The 21,744-nt window shown below is 46.2% G+C and carries 22 protein-coding genes and 1 pseudogene; 14 read left to right on the top strand and 9 right to left on the bottom strand.

Annotated features, from left to right (window positions below; genetic code table 11):
* Positions 1-868: 868 nt before the first annotated feature.
* The gene (locus LJF29_RS14045; protein WP_072175780.1) at positions 869-946 is read right to left on the bottom strand and encodes a YjcZ family sporulation protein; all 78 of its coding nucleotides are present in this window, start codon (positions 944-946) and stop codon (positions 869-871) included.
* 165 nt (positions 947-1,111) lie between these two features.
* Between LJF29_RS14045 and terS the strand changes: the two are divergent.
* Positions 1,112-1,443: pseudogene (terS, locus tag LJF29_RS21245) on the top strand (phage terminase small subunit); the annotation flags it as partial.
* A 118-nt stretch (positions 1,444-1,561) separates the two neighbouring features.
* On the opposite strand, the gene uraH reads toward terS, so the two are convergent.
* The 5 genes from uraH to LJF29_RS14010 all read right to left on the bottom strand — a co-directional run bounded on the left by uraH (position 1,562) and on the right by LJF29_RS14010 (position 7,804).
* Positions 1,562-1,915, bottom strand: coding sequence for a hydroxyisourate hydrolase (gene uraH, locus LJF29_RS14030; protein WP_168748674.1), 354 nt, complete (start codon positions 1,913-1,915; stop codon positions 1,562-1,564).
* The gene (pucL, locus tag LJF29_RS14025; protein WP_168748673.1) at positions 1,915-3,399 is read right to left on the bottom strand and encodes a factor-independent urate hydroxylase; all 1,485 of its coding nucleotides are present in this window, start codon (positions 3,397-3,399) and stop codon (positions 1,915-1,917) included. The genes uraH and pucL overlap by 1 nt, the downstream gene beginning before the upstream one ends.
* Positions 3,400-3,413: 14 nt before the next feature.
* Complete coding sequence (locus LJF29_RS14020; protein ID WP_168748672.1) at positions 3,414-4,706, bottom strand: nucleobase:cation symporter-2 family protein; 1,293 nt, start codon at positions 4,704-4,706, stop codon at positions 3,414-3,416.
* 6 nt (positions 4,707-4,712) lie between these two features.
* Positions 4,713-6,008 carry a nucleobase:cation symporter-2 family protein gene (locus LJF29_RS14015; RefSeq protein WP_267496065.1) on the bottom strand — a complete coding sequence of 432 codons (1,296 nt, stop codon included), beginning with the start codon at positions 6,006-6,008 and terminating at the stop codon, positions 4,713-4,715.
* 200 nt (positions 6,009-6,208) lie between these two features.
* Positions 6,209-7,804, bottom strand: coding sequence for a PucR family transcriptional regulator (locus LJF29_RS14010; protein WP_229149130.1), 1,596 nt, complete (start codon positions 7,802-7,804; stop codon positions 6,209-6,211).
* Positions 7,805-7,983: 179 nt separating this feature from the next.
* On the opposite strand from LJF29_RS14010, the gene LJF29_RS14005 reads away from it, so the two are divergent.
* From LJF29_RS14005 to yunB, 7 genes are all read left to right on the top strand, one after another.
* Positions 7,984-9,327 carry an allantoinase gene (locus tag LJF29_RS14005; protein ID WP_168748669.1) on the top strand — a complete coding sequence of 448 codons (1,344 nt, stop codon included), beginning with the start codon at positions 7,984-7,986 and terminating at the stop codon, positions 9,325-9,327.
* Between the two features lie 98 nt (positions 9,328-9,425).
* Positions 9,426-9,773 (top strand): YunG family protein, encoded by a 348-nt coding sequence (locus LJF29_RS14000; protein ID WP_229149129.1) that lies wholly within the window; start codon positions 9,426-9,428, stop codon positions 9,771-9,773.
* Between the two features lie 37 nt (positions 9,774-9,810).
* The gene (locus LJF29_RS13995; RefSeq protein ID WP_229149209.1) at positions 9,811-10,659 is read left to right on the top strand and encodes a DUF72 domain-containing protein; all 849 of its coding nucleotides are present in this window, start codon (positions 9,811-9,813) and stop codon (positions 10,657-10,659) included.
* 17 nt (positions 10,660-10,676) lie between these two features.
* The gene (locus tag LJF29_RS13990; protein ID WP_229149128.1) at positions 10,677-11,498 is read left to right on the top strand and encodes a sulfite exporter TauE/SafE family protein; all 822 of its coding nucleotides are present in this window, start codon (positions 10,677-10,679) and stop codon (positions 11,496-11,498) included.
* 19 nt (positions 11,499-11,517) lie between these two features.
* Positions 11,518-12,906 (top strand): bifunctional metallophosphatase/5'-nucleotidase, encoded by a 1,389-nt coding sequence (locus tag LJF29_RS13985; protein ID WP_229149127.1) that lies wholly within the window; start codon positions 11,518-11,520, stop codon positions 12,904-12,906.
* A gap of 65 nt (positions 12,907-12,971) precedes the next feature.
* Positions 12,972-13,277 carry a YunC family protein gene (locus LJF29_RS13980; RefSeq protein WP_010331750.1) on the top strand — a complete coding sequence of 102 codons (306 nt, stop codon included), beginning with the start codon at positions 12,972-12,974 and terminating at the stop codon, positions 13,275-13,277.
* Positions 13,278-13,348: 71 nt separating this feature from the next.
* Positions 13,349-14,116 carry a sporulation protein YunB gene (gene yunB, locus LJF29_RS13975; RefSeq protein WP_010331749.1) on the top strand — a complete coding sequence of 256 codons (768 nt, stop codon included), beginning with the start codon at positions 13,349-13,351 and terminating at the stop codon, positions 14,114-14,116.
* Between the two features lie 27 nt (positions 14,117-14,143).
* Here yunB and lytH read toward each other — a convergent pair whose 3' ends face one another.
* Positions 14,144-15,124, bottom strand: coding sequence for an L-Ala--D-Glu endopeptidase (gene lytH / locus LJF29_RS13970; protein WP_229149126.1), 981 nt, complete (start codon positions 15,122-15,124; stop codon positions 14,144-14,146).
* Positions 15,125-15,361: 237 nt separating this feature from the next.
* Between lytH and lipA the strand changes: the two genes are divergently transcribed.
* The gene (gene lipA, locus LJF29_RS13965; protein ID WP_010331747.1) at positions 15,362-16,258 is read left to right on the top strand and encodes a lipoyl synthase; all 897 of its coding nucleotides are present in this window, start codon (positions 15,362-15,364) and stop codon (positions 16,256-16,258) included.
* A gap of 15 nt (positions 16,259-16,273) precedes the next feature.
* Here the strand turns inward: lipA and LJF29_RS13960 are convergent, their stop codons facing one another.
* Positions 16,274-16,903, bottom strand: coding sequence for a YhcN/YlaJ family sporulation lipoprotein (locus LJF29_RS13960; protein WP_229149125.1), 630 nt, complete (start codon positions 16,901-16,903; stop codon positions 16,274-16,276).
* A gap of 112 nt (positions 16,904-17,015) precedes the next feature.
* On the opposite strand from LJF29_RS13960, the gene LJF29_RS13955 reads away from it, so the two are divergent.
* From LJF29_RS13955 to nucF, 3 genes are read left to right on the top strand one after another with little or no spacing between them, the layout of a single operon-like run.
* Complete coding sequence (locus tag LJF29_RS13955) at positions 17,016-17,291, top strand: YutD family protein (RefSeq protein WP_003228682.1); 276 nt, start codon at positions 17,016-17,018, stop codon at positions 17,289-17,291.
* A gap of 24 nt (positions 17,292-17,315) precedes the next feature.
* A complete protein-coding gene (locus LJF29_RS13950) occupies positions 17,316-17,750 on the top strand; it encodes a DUF86 domain-containing protein (RefSeq protein ID WP_229149124.1) in 435 nt (144 codons plus the stop codon).
* Positions 17,751-17,778: 28 nt separating this feature from the next.
* A complete protein-coding gene (nucF, locus tag LJF29_RS13945) occupies positions 17,779-18,549 on the top strand; it encodes a 5' nucleotidase NucF (protein WP_168748664.1) in 771 nt (256 codons plus the stop codon).
* Between the two features lie 26 nt (positions 18,550-18,575).
* Here nucF and LJF29_RS13940 read toward each other — a convergent pair whose 3' ends face one another.
* Positions 18,576-19,076 (bottom strand): phosphatidylglycerophosphatase A, encoded by a 501-nt coding sequence (locus LJF29_RS13940; RefSeq protein ID WP_024122730.1) that lies wholly within the window; start codon positions 19,074-19,076, stop codon positions 18,576-18,578.
* Between the two features lie 153 nt (positions 19,077-19,229).
* Between LJF29_RS13940 and yutH the strand changes: the two genes are divergently transcribed.
* Both yutH and LJF29_RS13930 read left to right on the top strand, forming a co-directional pair.
* The gene (yutH, locus tag LJF29_RS13935) at positions 19,230-20,243 is read left to right on the top strand and encodes a spore coat putative kinase YutH (RefSeq protein ID WP_029441126.1); all 1,014 of its coding nucleotides are present in this window, start codon (positions 19,230-19,232) and stop codon (positions 20,241-20,243) included.
* A gap of 204 nt (positions 20,244-20,447) precedes the next feature.
* Positions 20,448-21,743: a homoserine dehydrogenase gene (locus LJF29_RS13930; RefSeq protein WP_229149123.1), complete on the top strand. Its 1,296-nt coding sequence runs from the start codon at positions 20,448-20,450 to the stop codon at positions 21,741-21,743.
* Position 21,744 lies beyond the last annotated feature (1 nt).

Raw genomic sequence — 21,744 nt, 5'->3', positions numbered from 1 at the left:
TTGCAATGAATTAAAAGGGGGGATGGAATAATGAATCTAAATAAAAATGGATTCAGAGGGGTTTAATCATGAATACGAATGATAAGAAGAGAGAAGTTCAACAAAAATATAGATGAAGAAATTAGAAAGAAGACAAAAATGATTTTAAAGAAGCAGTTGTTGTCGTAACAATAATTGTAGTGTTTATCTTTTTGACCTATACACTTCAAGGATTTTAACAAAATGTTCCCTTTGCCCCTTGTGCTTTTCACCTAGTTGTGTTTAAAACTGGAAATAGATAATATTATCAATCTAGAAAAGAGGGAGAGATGATGAATAACTTCAATTGGTGGAAAATACTTTTACTAGCCTTTCTTTGTTCCTTGATTTTTTCTGTCGTCTTTGTCACTGTTCAACGGATTGACTTAATACTTAATCCACCGGAAGTACCTGTTAAATCGATTGAAAAAATCAAATGATTCTTTTTGGGGAACGGCCGCGTTGTGGGAAAACATCACGCTCTCATCTCATATTGTAATGGAGGACAGAGAGTATGGTAATAGAAAATAGAGACATAAGTTCCCTTTCTATGATGAAAAAGAAAATCTCCTTCTCCTGCATAGTGCCGAGTTGTCAGAGAACATCAGTCAATCAAAAGAGAAATATCGGAAAATCATTCAAGCAGGTATCGCCCAGTGGGTCAAGGATTTTCAAAGTGGCCATATTTAGGTGAATACTGTAGAAGATTTAACAAAGCTCATAGAGCTTCAGAAAGATAAGGATCTGTAGCAAGTGTTATATTTCCCTGCTCAAAACCTTGTCGCTATAGCAAAACAAACGCCATAAAGGTTTCTTATGGCGTCTTACGGATATGGGGTAAGGTGAGTTCTTAATAGCCACCGAAGAAAGAAGTACCAACGATGATTAATAGGATGAATAGCACCACGATCAAAGGGAATGACCTCATAACTTCACCTCCCTTAAAAGAGGATAGTACATGATATGCTGATGGAGATAACTTGATAGTGACGCTAGTTTAGTAAATTTTAAATGATTTTTTAGTCTAAGTAGAAATAGAGAACGAAAAATTAATAACAAACTCAAATACGAGGTCCGGGGCGGGTGAGATGTAATGCCAAGACCACGAGATCCACGCAGAGACGAAGCTTTTCGTTTGTGGGAAGAGAGCGGCGGAAGCAAGAAGTTAAAGACATTGCCGAGATATTAGGCGTCACAAGCAACACTGTTCACAAATGGATGGCAAACGATGATTGGGAAGGAAAAATTGAAAGGGAGCGCTTCTTTTCGTCCGGGTGCTCCACAAGGCATTCAAAATGCAAAAGGGAATAAAGGCGGCGCAGCCCAAAAGGGCATAAAAACTCTATGGGTAATGGTGAATATGAATCAATCTTATTTGATTTCATGGATGATATAGAAAAAGATCTGTTTGGCCAAATCGAAACAGGCTCAAACATAATTCGCAGGAACCTTCTCACAATAGAGAAGGTCTTTTATTTATGCAGTGATCCAGTAAGCCCCTAAACATATGCGGAGCCCGCCTCACCAGCGGGCTTCCTCCTTCTTAACTCCCTCTATACACCTGATAACCAAACGGCGACAGTAAAAGCGGGATATGATAATCAGCTTCCGGATCAGAAAGATGGAAACGAACTGTTACAATCGTTAAAAACGGCTCAGCCGTGTTCGTTTTCTTTCCCGCAAAGTAATCCCCTGCATGGAACTCCATCACATACTCCCCCGACTTCAGCTCTTCTCCCGCAAGGAGCGGAGCATCGACTCGGCCGTCTTTATTCGTAAAAGCCCCTTTGATAAGAATAAGACTTTTGTCTTCGTACAACCGCTTCAATTCGATTTTGACGTTTGCCGCGGGTTTGCCGCAGGTTAAATCCAAGATATGTGTTGTCAGCCTCCCCATCAGGCATTCAGGCTCCCTAATGCTTCCCCAGCATTCCGTTTTACTTTCTCGGCGTCTTCTCTCGTCACGGTGAAACGCTGGAAACCGAATGGCGGGCGCGGTTCTGTGTAGACTTTTCCTTTTGTGCCCGGAATCTCTTCGACGACTGTATCCCATGTGTGATTTTGAGATTGGAAGCTGACATTCGTGAGCTGAGGGAACCTCATTAATATTCGGCATCCGATATGATAGATTAAGTTTTGAATGGAAGGAGTTTCGAGCTCGTGAAATACAGTGCTCGCTAAGTCACGGATTTGTTCAGCCGCCACGTAACGGGCTGGATCGGCGGCGTATGCATCCTCCTCATGTTCATAACGCCAGCTGATGTTTAAATAGACAAAGAGCGGACGATTGCCATCTTCAGGAAGAGTCGTATATTCGTCTCTGATAAAGCCGACGAAGGAGTTTCCGCTCACTTTGACAAGCTGGAGATCCGTGATTTCGCTGTATTGCTCCTTCATCGTTATCGTATCCCCAGTTCGTTCTGCTTTGAGCACCGACCGGGCGCGTTCATTGCGCGATCTTCTGAAGACAAGCTGGCTTATACCGAGCTCTTCATCCTCGTATGCAGGCATCGCTTCAAACGGAATGTCTTCACCTGTCAGAGTGATCGTATCCATATGAGAATAGGTGTCTAAAAATCTGTGAGCCACATAATGCAAGAAGCCCTCGGTGGTTGTTCCCTCATAGGAAGCGAGGTGGCGCTGAATAAAGTTTTTCATCGAATCCGTAGCCACGATAAGCGTATTATCTCCGTCTGTAAATGACGGCAAAAAGGCATCTCCGCCAATTTCGCATGTCACATCAATGCCAACAACTGTATTGGTTCTCCCTGTAAAAGAAGACTCAGGGATTTTCTTTATGCCTGTGAGCGGTTTTAAAAACGTTCGGTATGCAAACACATTTCCTTTGCCGTAAGACATAGTTCTTTTCATTTGAATCTCTCCTTTTTCTGTTATGATGTCCTCTAAACGAAAGCGGGCGATGCGGTATATTTCCTCAAGAGCCTGCTGGAATTCTGTTTCCGGTTTGTTCTTCAGTCTTGTCAGCAGAGCTTCGCGGATCTCCTGTTTCGTTTTTTCCTTTACCGCTAAAATAAAAGGAAAACCGAAGTTTTGAGAGTAGTCTTCATTTAGTTTGAGAAACTCCTCGTATTCCTGCTGTTCAAGCTTACTGAGCCCTGCGTGTTGCTGCTCTTTTACTGAGGAAGCGCTCATTGTTTTCTTGGTGCCGAGACGAGGGTGTTTGCAGATGAGCTCAAGCTGTGTCTTGCGGTCGGCAGCTTTTACAAAGCGGGACATTTTTTGATGCAAATCAGAAAGAGAGGAGAAGGGGCGCAGTGCCGCGGCTTCCTCCGCAACCCAAGCAGAGTGCTCAAAAATAGATCCGAGTGTGTCAGTCAGTGTTTGTCTATCCATTTGATTCAGGTCGTCAATTGTGAACATGAGCCATCTCCCCTTTACGTATTGATTTCCGCGCCATGGGGCTGTTTGCATTGAAAAAAAGTGTTCAATGCAATCGCGGTTAAGCTGCCAATGACAATGCCGCTTCCGGTCAACACGGAAGCTGCTCCCGGGAGAGAGGAAAACAAGGCGGGCACCGTGGTGGCGCCAAGCCCTAAGCTGACAGAAGAAGCAATGATCAGCAGATTGCCCTGTGTTTCAAAATCGACGCCAGAAAGCATTTTAATACCGTAAGAAATGACCATGCCAAACATAACGATCATCGCGCCGCCGAGAACTGCATTCGGGATCACGGTCGTCAATGCCGCGGCTTTTGGCATCAGCCCGATTGCCATCAGCATAAATCCAGTGATGGCAATGACATGGATGCTTTTAATTTTTGAAAGCTGAACGATGCCGACGTTTTGCGAGAAAGCCGTATACGGAAACGCGTTAAACAAGCCGCCCAGCACAATTGCAAGCCCTTCCGCACGGTAGCCTTTCCCAAGATCTTTCTCTGTTAGTTTCCGGTTTGTCATATCGGAAAGAGCAAAGTAAACACCCGTTGATTCAACAAGGCTGACAATCGCAACCAATAGCATGGTGAGAATGGCAGGCAGCTCAAAGGTTGGTGTGCCGAAATAAAATATAGAAGGAACATGAACCCAGGACGCCTCCGCAACCTCAGAAAGATCGACTTTTCCCATAAAGAAAGCGGCTGCCGTTCCAGCTGCAAGGCCGAGTAAAATCGCAATGGAGCGGATGAACCCTTTAAAGAAATAAAACAGCACTAAAATAAAGGCTGTAACGGCAAAGCCAAGCAGCACGTTGCCTAGTGAGCCGAAGTCTTTGCTGCCTTCACCGCCGGCCAGGTTATTCATCGCCGTCGGAATCAGGCTGATGCCGATAATCATAACGACTGAGCCGGTTACGACCGGCGGGAAAAAACGGACAAGCTTTCCAAAGAATCCCGCGGCTAAAACGACTATCAGCCCGGCTGCGATAATCGCACCGTAAATCGCTGAAACACCGTATATGCTGCCAATGGAAATCATCGGGCCGACTGCAGTAAACGTACAGCCGAGGACAACGGGGAGGCCGATGCCGAAATAGCGGTTTTTCCAGAGCTGTAAAAGAGTGGCTGCCCCGCACATAAACAAATCAATGGCAATTAAATATGTCAGCTGGCCCGCATTCAGCCCGATCGCAGCTCCGACGATCAGAGGGACGAGAATGGCTCCCGCATACATCGCCAGCATATGCTGAAGCCCAAGCATCAAAAGCTGAAAGGAATTTTGCTGTTCCTTCATCTCTATTTACACCTCTTTTTCTAAAACAAGTTTGTTTTCTAATACGGGCAGTTCTTCCTTCTGAACGATTTTTTCCTGTTTGGCGCGCAAACTGAAGAATAGGTTTAAAAAGATTGCAGTCAGGCTTCCTGTGATCATGCCGTCACTGACCAGAATGCGGATCGGAGCGGGAAACTCTGTGAAAATCGCCGGTACTGTGCTGGCGCCGATACCGAGTGCGATTGAGCAGGCGATGGTCAGCAGATGATATTGGTTTTTCAGATCCACTGTACTGAGCATTTTTACTCCGGAGGCGATAACCATGCCGAACATGACAACAGTCGCGCCGCCGAGTACAGCCGCGGGAACGGAGGAAGCAAGAGCGGCAAACTTAGGAATCAGACCAAGGAATAGAAGGATACAGCCCGCGGTGACGACGACATTTCTCGTTTTCACCTTTGTCAGCTGCAATAATCCGGCGTTTTGTGCAAATGTATTATAGGGAAAGGCGTTGAACAGCCCGCCTATCATAATGGCGATTCCCTCTGCCCGGTAGCCTTTGACCAGGTCTTTTTCAGTTAGAGGCCGGCCGCATATCTTTCCGATGGCGTAAAAAACGCCGGTTGATTCAACAATAATGACAATTCCGACGATCAGCATCGTGATGATTGGACCGATTTCAAAAGATGGAGCGCCGAAGTAAAACGGCTTCGGGATTTGGAAGAATGGGGCTTCAGATACAGATGAAAAGCTGACCTTGCCCATGACGGCAGCCGCCGCAGTGCCCGCAGCAATCCCGATCAGAACGGAAAGTGTTCGGGCAAACCCTTTGAGAAAGCGGTTGAGGACTAAGATCAGGATAAGGACGCCGACAGAAAGAAGAAGGTTTTCGAGCGAACCGTATTCGGGATTGGCGCTGCCGTTTACTTTTTCTCCACCAGCCATATTTTTCACACCTGTCGGAACAAGAGAAAGACCAATCAAGGTCACAACAGTTCCTGTTACGACAGGAGGGAATAACACGGTCAGCTTGCCGAAGAAACGGGCACACAAGAAGATCAAGACACCGGTTGCAATGATTGAACCGTAAATCGCTGAAATGCCGTAATTTGCACCAATTGCAATCATCGGGGTGACGGCCACAAACGAGCTGCCGAGCATGACGGGAAGGCCGATGCCGATGTAAGCTCCTCGCCAGGTCTGCAAAAGCGTTGCGGCTCCGCATGTTAACAGGTCAATCGCCAATAGGTAGGACAGCTGTTCCGACGTTACATTCAGCGCTCTGCCGACAAGCAGAGGCACCAAAATCGCACCTGCGTACATGGCCAGCACATGCTGCAGGCCAAGAGTGAACACCGCAAACGGTTTTTGTTTCACTATAGCTCCTCCTTTTACATGTGAACTTTAGTAATATGATAGCGTGCCGTTTGCCAGATGTCATTGGGTACAGTAGCTGAAAAATAGGAGCGTTATTGCTGAAAGTAACGAAAAGCCATTTCTTTTGTAACATAATGTGACAAATGCTAGCTGATCAGCCGCTGCATCCGCAAGGCAAGCCGCAACCGCATGGTCGTTTCGGGATCTTTTAAGCTTTTGCCCAGTAATTCTTCACATTTTTCGAGGCGGTAGATGACCGTATTGCGATGCACGTACAAGCGTTTTGCCGTCTCGGAAATCTGGCAGTGTGTCTCTAGATAGACAGACAGTGTGTGAAGCAGGCTTTGATCCTCCTGCTGCTTTTCAGCCAGGCTTTGAAGAGTGGAATTGTAAAACTTCTTCAAATCCTCAACCGGGAGCAGGCGGAGAAGCTCAGGTACATCTTTCGCGTGGTACACTTGGATAAACTCTGTGCTTCTTGATAAATGCCCTGATTGGAGAGCGTCAGACGCTTCTGTGAAAGCGTCCGGAACATCGATCAGCTTTTGGCAAATGTTGCTGATGCCAAAGGACAATGTCCGTTTAAATTGGTTTTTAACCTGTGCCTGAAACTGTTCTAAAAAGCTGATCACCGAAGCGTGCATTTCACTCCAGCTGTCTGTCGCTTCGATCAGCAAAATGCCGACATTTCCTTTAATAAAGAGGTGAGGCGGAAATGGGAAGGCAGACAATTCGCCTTCGAGAAATTCAAAGACGCTGTCAGAGGCCAGCTGATTTTCAGTAAAGCTGATCGATCTGTCATTCCGGTCGAGCTTTCCGGCGATGCACATATATTTTTGATCCCAGCTGAGCTTAAATTCTTTTGCCCGGTTTTTGATTTCGTCGTCTGAAGAGAACGACCGCTCGATAAAATTACTGAAAAATTCATTCCGCGCCCGCCGGCTGTATTGCTTCAGCGCGTTTTCCTTCAGCAGCTCAAAGGAAATCACGTTCGCAGCCTGTTCAATGGTGAGTATCAATCCTTTATCAGCGGCTTGGATCATTTCCGGTATCAGCAGGTAGCCGCAGCTTTTTTCGTGATTATAGATAGGAAGGACAGAATATGTTTTCTGATTCGAGATCGAAGAGAAACAAGTGAAAAACGGTCCGGACACGGTGTGCAGCGTGCTCTTGAGCTTTTCGGTTTCAACTGACATCTGATGAGAGGCAGAAAGCATTTTGGCATGCTGGTCAAGGAGCAGCACGGGAAGATGAAGGAGGTCTGATACCTTTTTGAGCAGAGATTGCAGCCCCTTGCCGCTCATAATGTGGTTTGTGAACTTTTTATGTGCGTAAATGGCTTGCTGAAGCTCGTTTGAACGCATGTCAAGAATGCGGCTCAGCGTGGCATTGACAATGTCTCCGAGGCGTATATGCTCAGGGAGCTCGATAATCGGAAATGCGTGTGAATCGGCCAGGTCGATGATCTCTTTCGGGATATCCTCCAGGTAGCGTTTTGTTTTAATGCCGAGACCGGCACAGCCGCGTTTTGCCATTTGCTGAATCAGCTCTGATAGCTGGTGAGGATTGTCCTTCAGGTGATATGCGGTGGTGACGAGCAGCTCGTCTTTATGCAAAAAATCCGCGATATCAGGAGCATCCATCATGTTGACATGCTGAACCTCTCTTTCTCCCCCCGCTTTTCCCGCAATGAAAACTGCATTTTCGTAAGCCGGTATTTTCATCACATCAAAAATATTCATAGCTCATTCTCCTTTTCTTGCAAAAAATAATCATTGGTTAAGATGAATAAATTTCATTATTAATTCTAGCTGTTTTGCTGATGTAATACGATCATAGTAACAGTAAAATGTTGAAAATAGACTGAATGTGTTACATAAACTGACATAAAAATTCATCATCATACAGGGGAGGGATCAGTATGGCTTACGATTTGGTGATAAAAGGAGCGAAGGCAGTCACGCCGGACGGTGTTAAAGAAGCTGATATTGCAATGAAAAACGGGATCATTGCCAAGATCGGTTCTGCAATTGAAGCAGAGGGAGCACCGGTTGTGGAGGCTAGCGGTCAATATGTTTTTCCGGGTGCGGTCGATTGTCATGTTCATTTCAACGAACCCGGCAGAGAGGATTGGGAAGGGTTTGAAACGGGCTCACGGATGATGGCTGCAGGCGGCTGCACCACTTATTTTGATATGCCGCTGAACTGCATTCCATCCACGGTGACGGCTGAAAACCTTCTCGCAAAAGCAGAAATCGGCAGGCGAAAATCGGCGGTGGATTTTGCGTTATGGGGCGGCCTTGTGCCCGGTCATATTGATGACATACATCCAATGGCTGAAGCGGGTGCGATAGGATTTAAAGCATTTTTATCAAAATCAGGCACAGAGGAGTTTCGCTCTGTTGATGAACGGACCTTGCTTAAAGGCATGAAAGAAATCGCGGCCGCAGGAAAAATCCTTGCTCTTCACGCAGAAAGCGATGCGATCACAAGCTTTTTGCAGATGGAATGGGCGAATAAAGGGAAAGTCAATGCGGATGCGTATGCGGCCTCCCGCCCGGAGGAAGCCGAAGCTGAGGCAGTGTATCGCACGATTCAGTATGCGAAGGTGACAGGCTGTCCAGTTCATTTTGTCCATATCAGCACGGCGAAAGCGGTCCGGCTGATCAGAGAGGCGAAACGGGAAGGGCTTGATGTTTCGGTCGAAACATGCCCGCATTATGTTTTGTTCAGCCATGACGATTTACGGGAAAAGGGCTCTGTCGCAAAATGCGCCCCTCCGCTCAGATCGCAGCCATCAAAAGAGGCGTTAATTGATACGCTGATCGCAGGGGATATTGACATGGTGTCCTCGGACCACTCCCCTTGCCGTCCTTCTCTGAAGCGGGAGGATAATATGTTTTTGTCATGGGGCGGAATCAGCGGCGGGCAGTTTACTTTATTGGCCATGCTTGAACTGGCCCTTGAGCGGGACATTCCATTTGAAACCATTGCTGAATGGACAGCGGGGGCACCCGCGAAGCGATTCGGCCTTCAGCAAAAAGGGCGGCTTGAAGAGGGACGGGACGCGGATGTCGTTCTCGTCAGCATGGAGCCGTACACAGTCACAACAGAGACGATGTTTGCAAAGCATAAGCAGAGCATTTATGAAGGACATACCTTCCCCTGCCGCATCTCATCCACCTACAGCAGAGGACGGTGCGTGTACAGTGATGGGGAGAAAGCAGACAGCGGAATTGAGGGAGCGCTGGTCGTTCCTTCGTAAACCCGGCAGATTGAAATCTGCGGGTTTTTTTTATGTCAGTGACTTTGGTTTTTAAAAATCAAGCATCGTGGTATCTTTTTAAAAAGGGGGCTGCGATGATGGAACACGTCAAACACATACTAAACCAATCATGGTCGCTGCATACGAGTTCTAAATGGACGAAAGAATGCCCGGCATGCGGCCAATGCGGCGTGACGGCATTGGTGGTACAGGGGCAATTCGGGGGCGATATTTTCAAAACAAAGGTCGGTGAGAGCTGGCACTTTTATAACAGCATAAATGGGGCTGTGTATGACTTTACGAGTGAACAGTTTCAGGAGCCTATTGTGTACCAAAATATCCCTTCCTCAAGAGAGGAGGCGTTTTTGGATACCAATGAGGAACAATATCAGCATCTGCGCTCAGCGTTTTTCCGCAATATGAACAGCATTTCCGAGGAAACCTGAAAACGCGTGTGATAAACTGGAAGAGAGGTGAATGATTGTGATTTATATCGGACTGACGGGATGGGGGGATCATGACAGCATTTATCCGCCGAAAACGCCCAGCCAGAAAAAATTGCAGGCCTATTCCTCCCATTTTCCGATCGTGGAAGTAGACGTGAGCTTTTACGCGATTCAGCCGGCGCGCAACAATGAAAAGTGGGTGAAGGAAACACCGGAAACCTTCCAATTTATCATTAAAGCGTACCAGGGCATGACGGGGCATCAGCGCGGCGACATTCCGTTTGACTCCAAAGAGGAAATGTTTGATGCTTTTAAGCTGTCCTTAACGCCATATTTACATAGCAATAAGCTCGCCATGGTGCTGTTTCAATTTCCGCCGTGGTTTGACTGCAAGAAAGAAAATGTCGCTTATTTAAGATGGTGCAAAAATCAAATGGGTGATATTCCTTGCGCGCTTGAGTTCAGAAACCGCTCCTGGTTTTCACCGCCATTTTATGAGCAGACGCTATCCTTTATGAAAGCGGAAGGCTGGATTCACAGTGTCTGTGACGAACCGCAAATCGGCGAGGGAAGCGTTCCGACTGTTTTGCGGGCGACCGATGAAAACAAAACGCTCGTCAGGTTTCACGGACGCAACAAGCAGGGCTGGATGAAGCCCGATGGCGGGAAGAACTGGCGTGAGGTCAGATATTTATACCGCTATAACAAACAGGAGCTGGAAGACTGGAAAAAGCATCTGAACGCATTGCAGCAGCAATGTAAAGATGTATTTGTCCTCTTCAACAACAATTCCGGCGGAGACGCCGCGGATAACAGCAAGCAAATGCTTGAACTGCTAGATATCGAGTACTCCGGACTTTCTCCGAGACAGCTCGGTTTATTTTAGAAAAGAGGTTTTGATTGATGTCGTTTGTGATTTTGGCCGTACTGGGATTTATTGCGGGTACGGTAGGAAGTTTGATTGGACTCGGCGGCGGGATTGTCATCGTTCCGGCCATGATGTTTTTAAGCGCGGTGACCCCGTATTTTCAAGATGTGACGCCGCAGGTCGCCATCGGGACTTCGCTTCTGGTCATTATTTTTACGGGTCTTTCCTCAACTTTGGCTTATATTAAATATAAAACGGTTGACTATAAAAGCGGGCTCATTTTCTTTATCGGTTCAGGTCCCGGCAGCATAATCGGGGCCTATGTATCAAAGCTTTTTAATTCCAGCTCGTTTTCTATTTGGTTTGGCATATTTATGATTCTTATTTCATTATCCTTAATGCTGAAAGCGAAGGCGCGGCCGGTAAACAAAGAGCACAGAGGAATAATACGGACTTTTCAGGATGATGCCGGAGAGCCCTATACTTACTCGTATCAGGCGTCTGTCGGGATTGCCATCGCCTTTGTTGTCGGCTTTTTAGGCGGGCTCTTTGGAATAGGCGGCGGCTCGCTGATGGTTCCGGCCATGATGCTGTTATTCCTGTTCCCGCCAAAGGTTGCGGTGGCAACGTCCATGTTCATTATTTTCCTGTCTTCTATGACAGGATCTGTATCACATATTATGTCCGGGCATGTGAATTGGCTGTACGCCCTCGCGCTTGTGCCCGGCGCTTGGTTCGGCGGAAAGCTTGGAGCCGCCATCAACCGAAAAATGCAGACGAAAACGATCGTCATGATCATGCGGATCGTATTAATTTTGATCGGCTGCCAGCTCATTTATGAAGGCATTTTCAGCTGAACGATTAGGAGAGAATGGTATGAAAGAGAAGCTCCGCTTATATCACACAAATGATTTGCACAGCCATTTTGAAAATTGGCCAAAAATAACAGATTATATTGAGCATAAAAGAAAAGAACATCAGCTGCACAGCGAAGAGACGCTCGTTTTTGATATTGGTGATCATATTGATCGTTTTCATTTTGTGACTGAGGCAACATTCGGAAAAGCGAATGTAGACCTCTTAAACCGTCTTCAAATTGATGGAGCGGCTATCGGCAATAACGAGGGAATTACGCTTCCTCATGAAGAGCTTGCTTCTTTATATGATCATGCTGAGTTTCCCGTTATCGTCTCTAATCTGTATGACAAAAACGGAAACCGCCCGTCCTGGGCGGTTCCTTACCATATCAAAACATTGAGAAACGGCATGACCATCGCTTTGTTAGGCGTAACGGTGCCGTATTATCCTGTCTATGACAAGCTGGAATGGACTGTTACTGATGCGCTCGAAAGTATAAAAGAAACCATACAGGAAGTGAAAGGGCAGGCTGATATCATCGTTCTCCTGTCGCATTTGGGAATTCTTGACGATCAAGCGGTTGCTGAAGGAGTTCCGGAGATTGACGTAATCCTCGAGTCTCATACTCACCACCTGCTTGAAAATGGACAGATGGTCAACGGTGTATTGCTTGCCAGCGCTGAGAAATACGGAAACTATGTCGGCTGTGTAGACATCACGTTTGACAGCGAAAAGCGAAAAATCATCAGCAAAACAGCGTCTGTTCAAAATGTGGCGGAATGGACAGGGGAATCGGCGGAAACCAAAGCATTTCTTGAGGAAAAAGAACGTGAAGCCGAGGAAAAGCTGTCCGTTGCCGTTGCGGAGCTTGCGCAAGATGCTGAAGTCAAGTGGTTTGAAGAATCCGAGCTGCCTTTACTTTTGGCATATGCGTTAAAGGAATGGTGCGGAGCCGACATCAGCATGGTGAATTCAGGCGTCATCCTAGGACCGCTTAAAGCCGGTCCGGTGACGAAGCTTGACCTGCACCGCATCTGTCCTCACCCCATCAACCCGGTTACTGTCCGCCTGACGGGAGAGGAACTGAAAGAAACGATTCTCCATGCTGCTTCAGAACAGGTGGAGCAGCTTCGAATTAAAGGATTGGGCTTCCGGGGAGAAGTGATGGGGAAAATGGTGTACGCGGGTGTCGATGTCGAAACGAAACGCTTGGATGACGGAATCACGCATGTCACACGGATCACGCTGAACGGGGAAGAGATTGAAAAACATAAACAATACTCCGTTGCGGTTCTCGACATGTTTACGCTCGGCAGGATGTTTCCGATCATCCGCGACGCCGCAGAAAAAGAATATTTTATGCCGGAATTTTTGCGGGATCTGCTTGCCTGGAAGCTTGCACAATAAGGAAGTCAGCCCACAACAAGCCGTGCCCTTCATCATAAAGTGATAAATGAAGGGAGTTGGTTGACGTGGTAAATCTGACACCGATTATGATAGAAGGACAGCCTTTTACAGCTGTGACAGTAAAACTTCCAAAAACAAATTTCATGGCAGTCTCCAATGATCACGGATATATTATGTGCGGCGCGCTTGATGTGGCGCTGCTGAATGAAAAATTAAAGGAGCGTGGAATTGTGGCGGGACGGGCGGTTGGTGTACGAACAATTGACCAGCTGTTAGACGCCCCTTTAGAATCCGTCACCTATGCCGCAGAGGATCTTGGCATTCATGCCGGCATGAGCGGCAGAGAAGCGCTTTTAAAAATGGTGAAATAAAATAAATTGGCCCGGCTATTACTATGTCCCCCCTTACAAGCATACATTGTGATATGTAAGGGGGGATTTTCTTGCCAAGATATCGCGGCCCTCTTCGCAAGAGAGGACCTTTGCCTTTCCGGTACGTGCTGTTGCTGTCACTCGTATTTTTTATTATATCGACAACAGTCAGCCTTTGGATGATCAACGGCTCTATTAAACCGGTATTAATGAGCATCGGTGAAATGGAAACGAAGCGTGTGGCAACAGAGGTGATTCAGGATTCCATTGAGGATTATATGTCTGACAGCGAAAATATGAAAGATATGTTTCAAATGAATTCTGATGAAAACGGAAATTTAACGACAATCGATTTTAATACACAGGTTATAAACAGTGTGAAAACAAAGGTGACAAAGCAGCTTCAGTCTCATTTGAAAGAGATGGAAACCCACACGGGACACAGCGGTGCCAGTGAAAATATTATGATTAACATCCCATTGGGACAGGTGACAGGAAACAGCCTTCTTGGAAACCTCGGCCCGAAAATTCCGGTCCGGTTCAATTTGATCGGTGACGCCTTTACGGACGTCAAAACAAAAATAAAGCCATACGGCATTAATAACGCACTGATTGATATCAGCATCTTTGTAGAAATTAAAGTGAAGGTCATCATCCCGTTCGCAAGCAAAACGGCCGTGGTCACCAATAATGTTCCTGTATCAATTAAAGCAGTGCAGGGCGAAGTCCCGCAATTTTATAACGGAAGCGGCGGTTCAGGTGTTACGCCTTCTGTCCAGCTTCCAAGCAGCAAAGAAGAAGAAAGCCATGATTCAAAAAATGAAAAAAACAAAAAATAAAGCCGCCTTTTCATGAGGCGGCTTTCGTCATTTCTTTTTCTTGTACTCATAGCGCTCCCACGCTCTCAAATGAGGATAAGGATCAAACGACCATTCCGTTTTTCCATTATCCTTATACATGCCATAGTGCAGGTGCGGCGGAAATTTTCCGGCTGTGCCAGGCGGGCCGTATCCTGAGCTGCCGACTGACCCGATCACTTGGCCGGGCTCAACGATCTGCCCTGGTTTAATGCCTTTCGCAAACCCATTGAGGTGGGCGAAATAATGATACGTATTGTTAATATCTCTGATGCCGATTCTCCATCCTCCAAAGCGGTTCCAGCCTTTCATTTCAATGACGCCGTAACAGGTGGATTTAACAGGAAGGCCATAATGGGCAAAGATATCCGTTCCTTCATGAATCCGCCTTCCTCCAAAGCCGCGGGCGTCCCCCCACGTGCTGCGATAGCTGTAATCTGTTCTGATTGGAAGCGGAAACGCATGCTCGCCCAAATCAATATGACCGTATGCCTTAAACAGCTTCATGAACTCGGATATGATTCCCACTGTTTGATCACGGCGGTAGTAATTCCAGAGCCCGATGCGGATATTTTCCTCATCTGTGCCGTACGACAGCAGATATTGTGCGAATGTATACAAAATGTCTTCGTCATTGCTGACCTCGGCTTTCCCATCGCCGTCACCGTCCATTCCGATTCCGTCAAACACTTTTATGCTTAACGGCGCATCGTCTTTCGGATTCGGGTTTTCTGGTCCGCTCCAGATTTCATCCGGTACATAGATGCTGATGATTCCCGTTTTGTCAGGCAGATCCTTTCTGTTGCTCCGCACATTCTCCTCGTATTGATCAACAGCGGCTAGCGCATACCAAGGAATCTGCGTCACAGCTTCGACTTTATGATATAATTCCATCCGTTTAGAAAGCACCGGATCTGAAAGCTCTTTTCCAGACGCAAAAGGTTCAAATGCAAACAAAAGGAGAAGAAGGGCAGATAACACAACTTTCACAAAATAATCTCCTTTCAATATTGAATACACATAGTTTGCGGCAACCCGGCGAGAAAATGTCAGTAATCATCTTCCCTTGTCGAGAAATTTTTCCTATGTTAAAGTGTCTAAAGAAAAGACTTTCTTTAGTTAGAAAAACATTATTTTTGTTGCAGAAATGAAAGAACTGCACCTATCTCGTTTTCAGAATGTTTCGTGTCAGAAATTGAGTATATTGGATATTGGAGATGATGGGAATTGGCAAAGAAAGACGAACACCTCAGAAAGCCCGAATGGCTCAAAATCAAATTAAATACAAATGAAAATTATACAGGGCTCAAAAAACTCATGCGGGAAAACAATCTGCACACCGTATGTGAAGAAGCAAAATGTCCGAATATTCATGAATGCTGGGCAGTGAGACGTACAGCGACATTTATGATTTTAGGATCTGTTTGTACGAGAGCGTGCCGTTTCTGCGCTGTCAAAACGGGCCTTCCGACTGAGCTTGACCTGCAAGAGCCGGAACGCGTAGCAGATTCTGTCGCTCTGATGAATCTGAAACACGCGGTTATCACAGCTGTTGCGCGTGATGACCAAAAAGACGGCGGTGCGGGTATCTTCGCGGAAACTGTCCGTGCAATCCGCAGAAAAAGCCCGTTTACGACTATTGAGGTGCTTCCGTCAGATATGGGCGGAAACTATGATAACTTAAAAACGTTAATGGATACGCGCCCTGACATCCTGAATCACAATATCGAAACGGTTCGCCGCCTGACGCCAAGAGTCCGCGCGCGTGCGACATACGACCGTTCATTGGAATTTTTGCGCCGCGCGAAAGAAATGCAGCCAGACATTCCCACAAAATCAAGCATCATGATCGGACTCGGTGAAACGAAAGAAGAAATTATTGAAGTGATGGACGACCTCTTGGCAAACAATGTTGATATTATGGCAATCGGCCAATACCTGCAGCCGTCGAAGAAGCACTTAAAAGTCCAAAAATATTATCATCCTGATGAATTTGCAGAATTGAAGGAAATCGCGATGCAAAAAGGCTTCAGTCACTGTGAAGCCGGTCCGCTTGTCCGTTCCTCCTACCATGCGGATGAACAGGTTAACGAAGCATCAAAAAAACGCCAAGCGCAAGCATAATGCCAAAACGCCAGATCATCTGGCGTTTTTGTCATTCCTATTCGTTTCCTTGTCCTGGCGTGTTTCTCCATTGGCATTTTCGTTTTCCGAGACAGGGCTTCCTTGCGGGGAGTTTTTCATTTCTTGTATCGTCCCTGACATGATGTCTCTGACATCTCTTGAACCGGAGCCCAGATTGCTGTAATTTTTGATGGCCTGCATGTGATTCGGATTGTCGGAAATGTACACATGATAGTAACGCGGAATCACCGAAACCGCCGTTTTTTTCACTTGATCAGCTGTCAGTTCACGGTTTCTCGAATCGGTTTTGTACACGACAAGCGCTTCTTGGTCAGTTACGAGCACTGCGGCATCTTGAATACGAGGGAGCTGAACCGTTAAGCTTGATATGATGTGAGCGGTTTCTTCACGGTCTGGCGCCGGTGTCTCCTGCTGTTCGCCGTCAATTTGTTCTTTTTGATAACGAACATAACCAAATTGTTCATTCTTATCATGCCTATTAAAAGCCTCATCGCGGTCAGATACATGAATGGGCTTGGTTTCATTTTGATGCTGGACATTCTGCTCAGCGTTATTGAATCCTGCGCCTCCGCATCCGGATAAAAGCCCGGTCATCAGGCAGAGGCTGACAGCAGTTCGTTTCATTTGTAATCCCTCCTCATGTGTAGGGTAGCCAAATCACACGAATTATTCTTTAGCAATTGATGGGGAAGGGGCAATGAATTATGATAGGAATGAGTGAAAAAGAGGTGAGATCATGATTCTTATTCAAAATGCCGAATTTGAGTTGGTGCACAATTTCAAAGACGGCTTCAACGAAGAGGCTTTTAAAGCTCGTTATTCCGATATTTTAAATAAATACGATTACATTGTGGGAGACTGGGGATACGGCCAGCTCAGGCTCAAGGGCTTCTTTGATGACCAGAATCAAAAGGCGACCTTTGAAACGAAAATCAGCACATTGGACGAATACATTTATGAATACTGTAATTTCGGCTGTGCGTATTTTGTCTTAAAACGGATCAGAAAATAATTATTTCACAAAGGGGATGCTGTCATGTATTTTGTTGACAGAAACAAGATAGAACATACACTCGGGTTCTTTGAGCGTCAGCTGGCGCTGTTTCATTCGCAAACAGACTGGAAATCCAAGATCGAGGGGCTCGCGCTTGAACGCATCGGCCACCTGTTAATCGAATGCATTCTAGATACAGGAAATGACATGATCGACGGTTTTATTATGCGGGACCCGGGCAGCTATGATGATATCATGGACATACTGGTTGATGAAAAAGTCGTAACGGAAGAAGAGGGAGCACAGCTGAAGCAATTGATTGCGTACCGAAAAACATTGGTTCAGCAATACCAGCTCGCTGACAGCGCAGAGCTTTACAAGCTGATCACCGCGCATCTAGCGGTCCTTCAAGCCTTTCCGAAACGAATCAGAATCTACTTGGAAACAGAGCTGGGCCCTGTTTCCGCGTTTAAATAACGACAGGAAAGCCACAGGAGTGTTAAAAATGAAAACATATAAAGGGTATTTAATTGATTTAGACGGAACGATGTACAACGGCACAGAAAAAATTGAGGAAGCGTGTGAATTTGTCAGAACGCTGAAAGACCGCGGCATTCCTTATCTTTTTGTAACAAACAACTCTTCCCGTACACCGAAGCAGGTCGCGGACAAGCTAGTCTCTTTTGACATTCCGGCAACAGAGGAGCAGGTCTTTACGACAAGCATGGCGACTGCCCAGCATATCGCCCAGCAGAAAAAAGACGCGTCTGTGTATGTGATCGGGGAAGAAGGCATTCGCCAGGCGATTGAAGAGAACGGCCTGACCTTTGCAGAGGAAGATGCGGACTTTGTTGTTGTCGGAATTGACCGCGGGATTACATACGAAAAACTTGCCATTGGCTGCCTCGCAATCAGAAATGGCGCCCGCTTTATTTCCACAAACGGTGACATTGCTATACCGACTGAAAGAGGCCTCCTGCCGGGCAATGGTTCACTGACCTCTGTGTTAACGGTATCCACAGGCGTGCAGCCGGTATTTATCGGCAAGCCGGAATCCATCATCATGGAGCAGGCGATGCGTGTTCTCGGCACTGATGTATCCGAAACACTTATGGTCGGCGACAACTACGCGACTGACATTATGGCAGGCATGAATGCAGGGATGGATACACTGCTTGTCCACACAGGCGTAACGAAAAGAGAGCATATGACAGACGATATGGAAAAACCGACTCACGCTATTGATTCTCTGACTGAGTGGATTCAACATATATAAAAAAGGGCGCCCCAAAAGGGTGCCCTTTATTCTGTATGCCGTGCGCGGTGTGCGAGCCTGCTGGAGGCCGCAGCGGAAATGGCGCCGACAATGTCATCAAGAAATGTATGGCATTCGCCGGTTGATTTATCATTCAAACGGCCGAGGATACCGGGTTTTTCTTTGTCGATGTAGCCATAGTTTGTAAACCCGATGGACCCGTAAATATTCACGATGGAAAATGCCAGAACTTCATCTACTCCATATAGGCTTTCATCTATCTCCAGCATTGTTTGCAGCGGTTCAGACAGTTTTTTCTGCTCAGCAAGAACGTCCAATTCAATGCCCGTTAAAATCGCGTTTTGCACCTCGCGTTTTGCGAGGACCCGATTCACATTCAACGTGCATTCATCCATGGTTAAATCCGGATGATATTTTTTCTGCAGAAAAAAGACAAGCTCGGCAATATCGGATACCTCAACGCCGCGCTCCTTCATCCGTTCTCTTGCTTTAGCTTCCATCTGACTGATTTGTTCTTTATCTGACATCAACTTCACCCAATCTTTTTTTACTAGTTTATACAAAACGTATGAGATGTTTACGACTTTTTCTTGCTCCTTCGTCGGATTAAAATATGTATTCATAATTCCGGCTGTGTATGACTACGATGTGATGAGCCCTAATTCAACAGGCAGGTGATCATTGTGAAAGGCACAATAAAAGAAAAATACGGCATTCATATCAGGCAGCTTTCCATGTATCAGCATACGTATCAATGCTTTCAAACACCGAATTCCTTCTTTTTGATTGTTCCCGTTTCCCATTTTTCAGATGCGGAGCTGGCGGAGCTTTATTACATGAGTCAGTATTTACAAGAACAAAGTGACCCATACGTTTCCGTTTTTATCTTTACAAAAGAAGGTGAACTGACCTTTGAACATGAGGGAAAAACGTACGCCCTGCTGAAGGCGGCTCCTCCTTTTTCAAATCGTGCATTTTCCATAGGGACAGAACTGGCGGAGTTTCATCGAAAGGGCAGAGGATACCCGTATGAAGTGAAGGAGGCAGGGAGAATCGGGCAGTGGAAAGACCTGTGGGGGAAACGCATTGATCAGCTTGAAGCGTTTTGGCAGCGAAAGGTTCATACCCCTCCGCACGAGCCTTTTGATAAAAAAATGATTGAATCGTTTCCATACTATTTAGGGCTGTCAGAAAACGCGATTCAATATTTAGTTGATACTGAGCTCGATGACAAACCGCAAGCAACTGATTCAGGAACGATATGCCATCAGCGGATGGAAAGAAATACGTGGTCTCCTGAATCCCTTATCAGGATTCCGGCTGACTGGGTATTTGACCACGCTGCACGCGATTTAGCCGAATATATGAGACACTCATTTTTGCATCACCGTGATGATTTTAACCGGCAGGGCTTTCGCTTTTTGCAGGAATACGAGCAAATCACACCGCTGTCTTCATTTTCGAAGCGTCTTTTGTACAGCCGTCTCCTTTTTCCGCTTCATTACTATGAAATCGTGGAAGGCTACTATATTTCTTCAGAGTCGGAAAAGCACTATTATGAAGAGCAGCTCGACTACATTCTCAGTGATTCGGGCTATGAACAATTTCTGAATGCCGCCCAGGAGTTTATGAACATGAGAGCGCAGAATATGTTTGTTCCCCCTGTCAGCTGGCTCGGAAAGGGAGGCTTGTAAGGAAGGAGAAAATCTGACAAAAATAATTAGAAAATAAAGAATCTTGTCATATCAATTGATTAAGCGTTTACATTCACAAAATTCAGCAGATTGTTGTCTTGTCAAAACAGGAGTGGGCTTATATAATATTTGTAACTTATATGTCTGTGTTGAGTTAACAATTGTCTCTCTTGAGAGGACAATCTGAAGAAGGGTGGAGTTTTTTTGAAAGCAATTCGTGTAGGGCTTTTGGGCTTAGGTACCGTCGGAAGCGGTGTCGTTAAAATTATTCAAGACCATCAGGATAAGCTGATGCATCAGGTTGGCTGTCCCATTACGATAAAAAAAGTGCTTGTAAAAGATTTAGAGAAAAAAAGAGAAGTAGATTTGCCGAAGGAAACGCTCACGACAGAAGTATATGATGTGATCGACGACCCTGATGTTGATGTCATCATCGAGGTCATCGGCGGTGTTGAGCAGACAAAACAATATTTGCTCGACGCTTTGAGATCGAAAAAACACGTTGTCACGGCGAACAAAGATTTAATGGCCGTGTACGGTTCTGAACTGCTCGCAGAAGCAAAGGAAAATGGCTGTGACATTTACTTCGAAGCCAGCGTTGCCGGCGGAATTCCAATTCTTCGCACATTAGAGGAAGGCCTCTCATCAGACAGGATTACTAAAATGATGGGAATCGTAAACGGAACAACGAACTTTATCTTAACAAAAATGATTAAAGAGAAAAGCCCTTACGAGGATGTGCTTAAGGAAGCGCAGGATCTGGGGTTTGCCGAAGCTGACCCGACTTCAGATGTTGAAGGGCTTGACGCCGCGCGGAAAATGGCAATATTGGCGCGTCTCGGCTTCTCAATGAACGTCGATCTGGAAGATGTCAAAGTGAAGGGGATCTCCCAGATTACAGACGAGGATATCAGCTTCAGCAAACGCCTCGGCTACACAATGAAGCTGATCGGGATTGCCCAGCGTGACGGCAGCAAAATTGAAGTCAGCGTTCAGCCGACGCTGCTTCCAGACCATCATCCGCTTTCTGCCGTGCATAATGAATTTAACGCCGTCTACGTATATGGCGAAGCTGTCGGAGAGACGATGTTCTATGGCCCGGGAGCGGGAAGCATGCCGACAGCCACATCAGTTGTGTCTGACCTGGTCGCTGTCATGAAAAACATGCGTCTCGGCGTAACCGGCAACAGCTTTGTTGCGCCGCAATACGAGAAAAACATGAAGTCGCCGTCCGACATTTACGCACAGCAATTTTTGAGAATTCACGTGAAGGATGAGGTAGGCTCATTCTCGAAAATCACGTCTGTGTTCTCAGAACGGGGCGTCAGCTTTGAAAAAATCCTTCAGCTGCCGATTAAGGGGCATGATGAGCTAGCAGAAATCGTCATCGTCACACATCATACATCAGAAGCTGATTTCAGTGATATCCTGCAAAACTTAAATGATTTGGAAGTCGTTCAAGAAGTAAAAAGCACATATCGTGTAGAAGGGAACGGTTGAA

It is taken from the genome of Bacillus sp. LBG-1-113 (assembly GCF_020708615.1).
GTDB lineage: Bacteria > Bacillota > Bacilli > Bacillales > Bacillaceae > Bacillus > Bacillus mojavensis.
The sequence above is the reverse complement of the archived record's forward strand: the minus strand, read 5'-3'. Positions and strand labels throughout refer to the sequence as shown.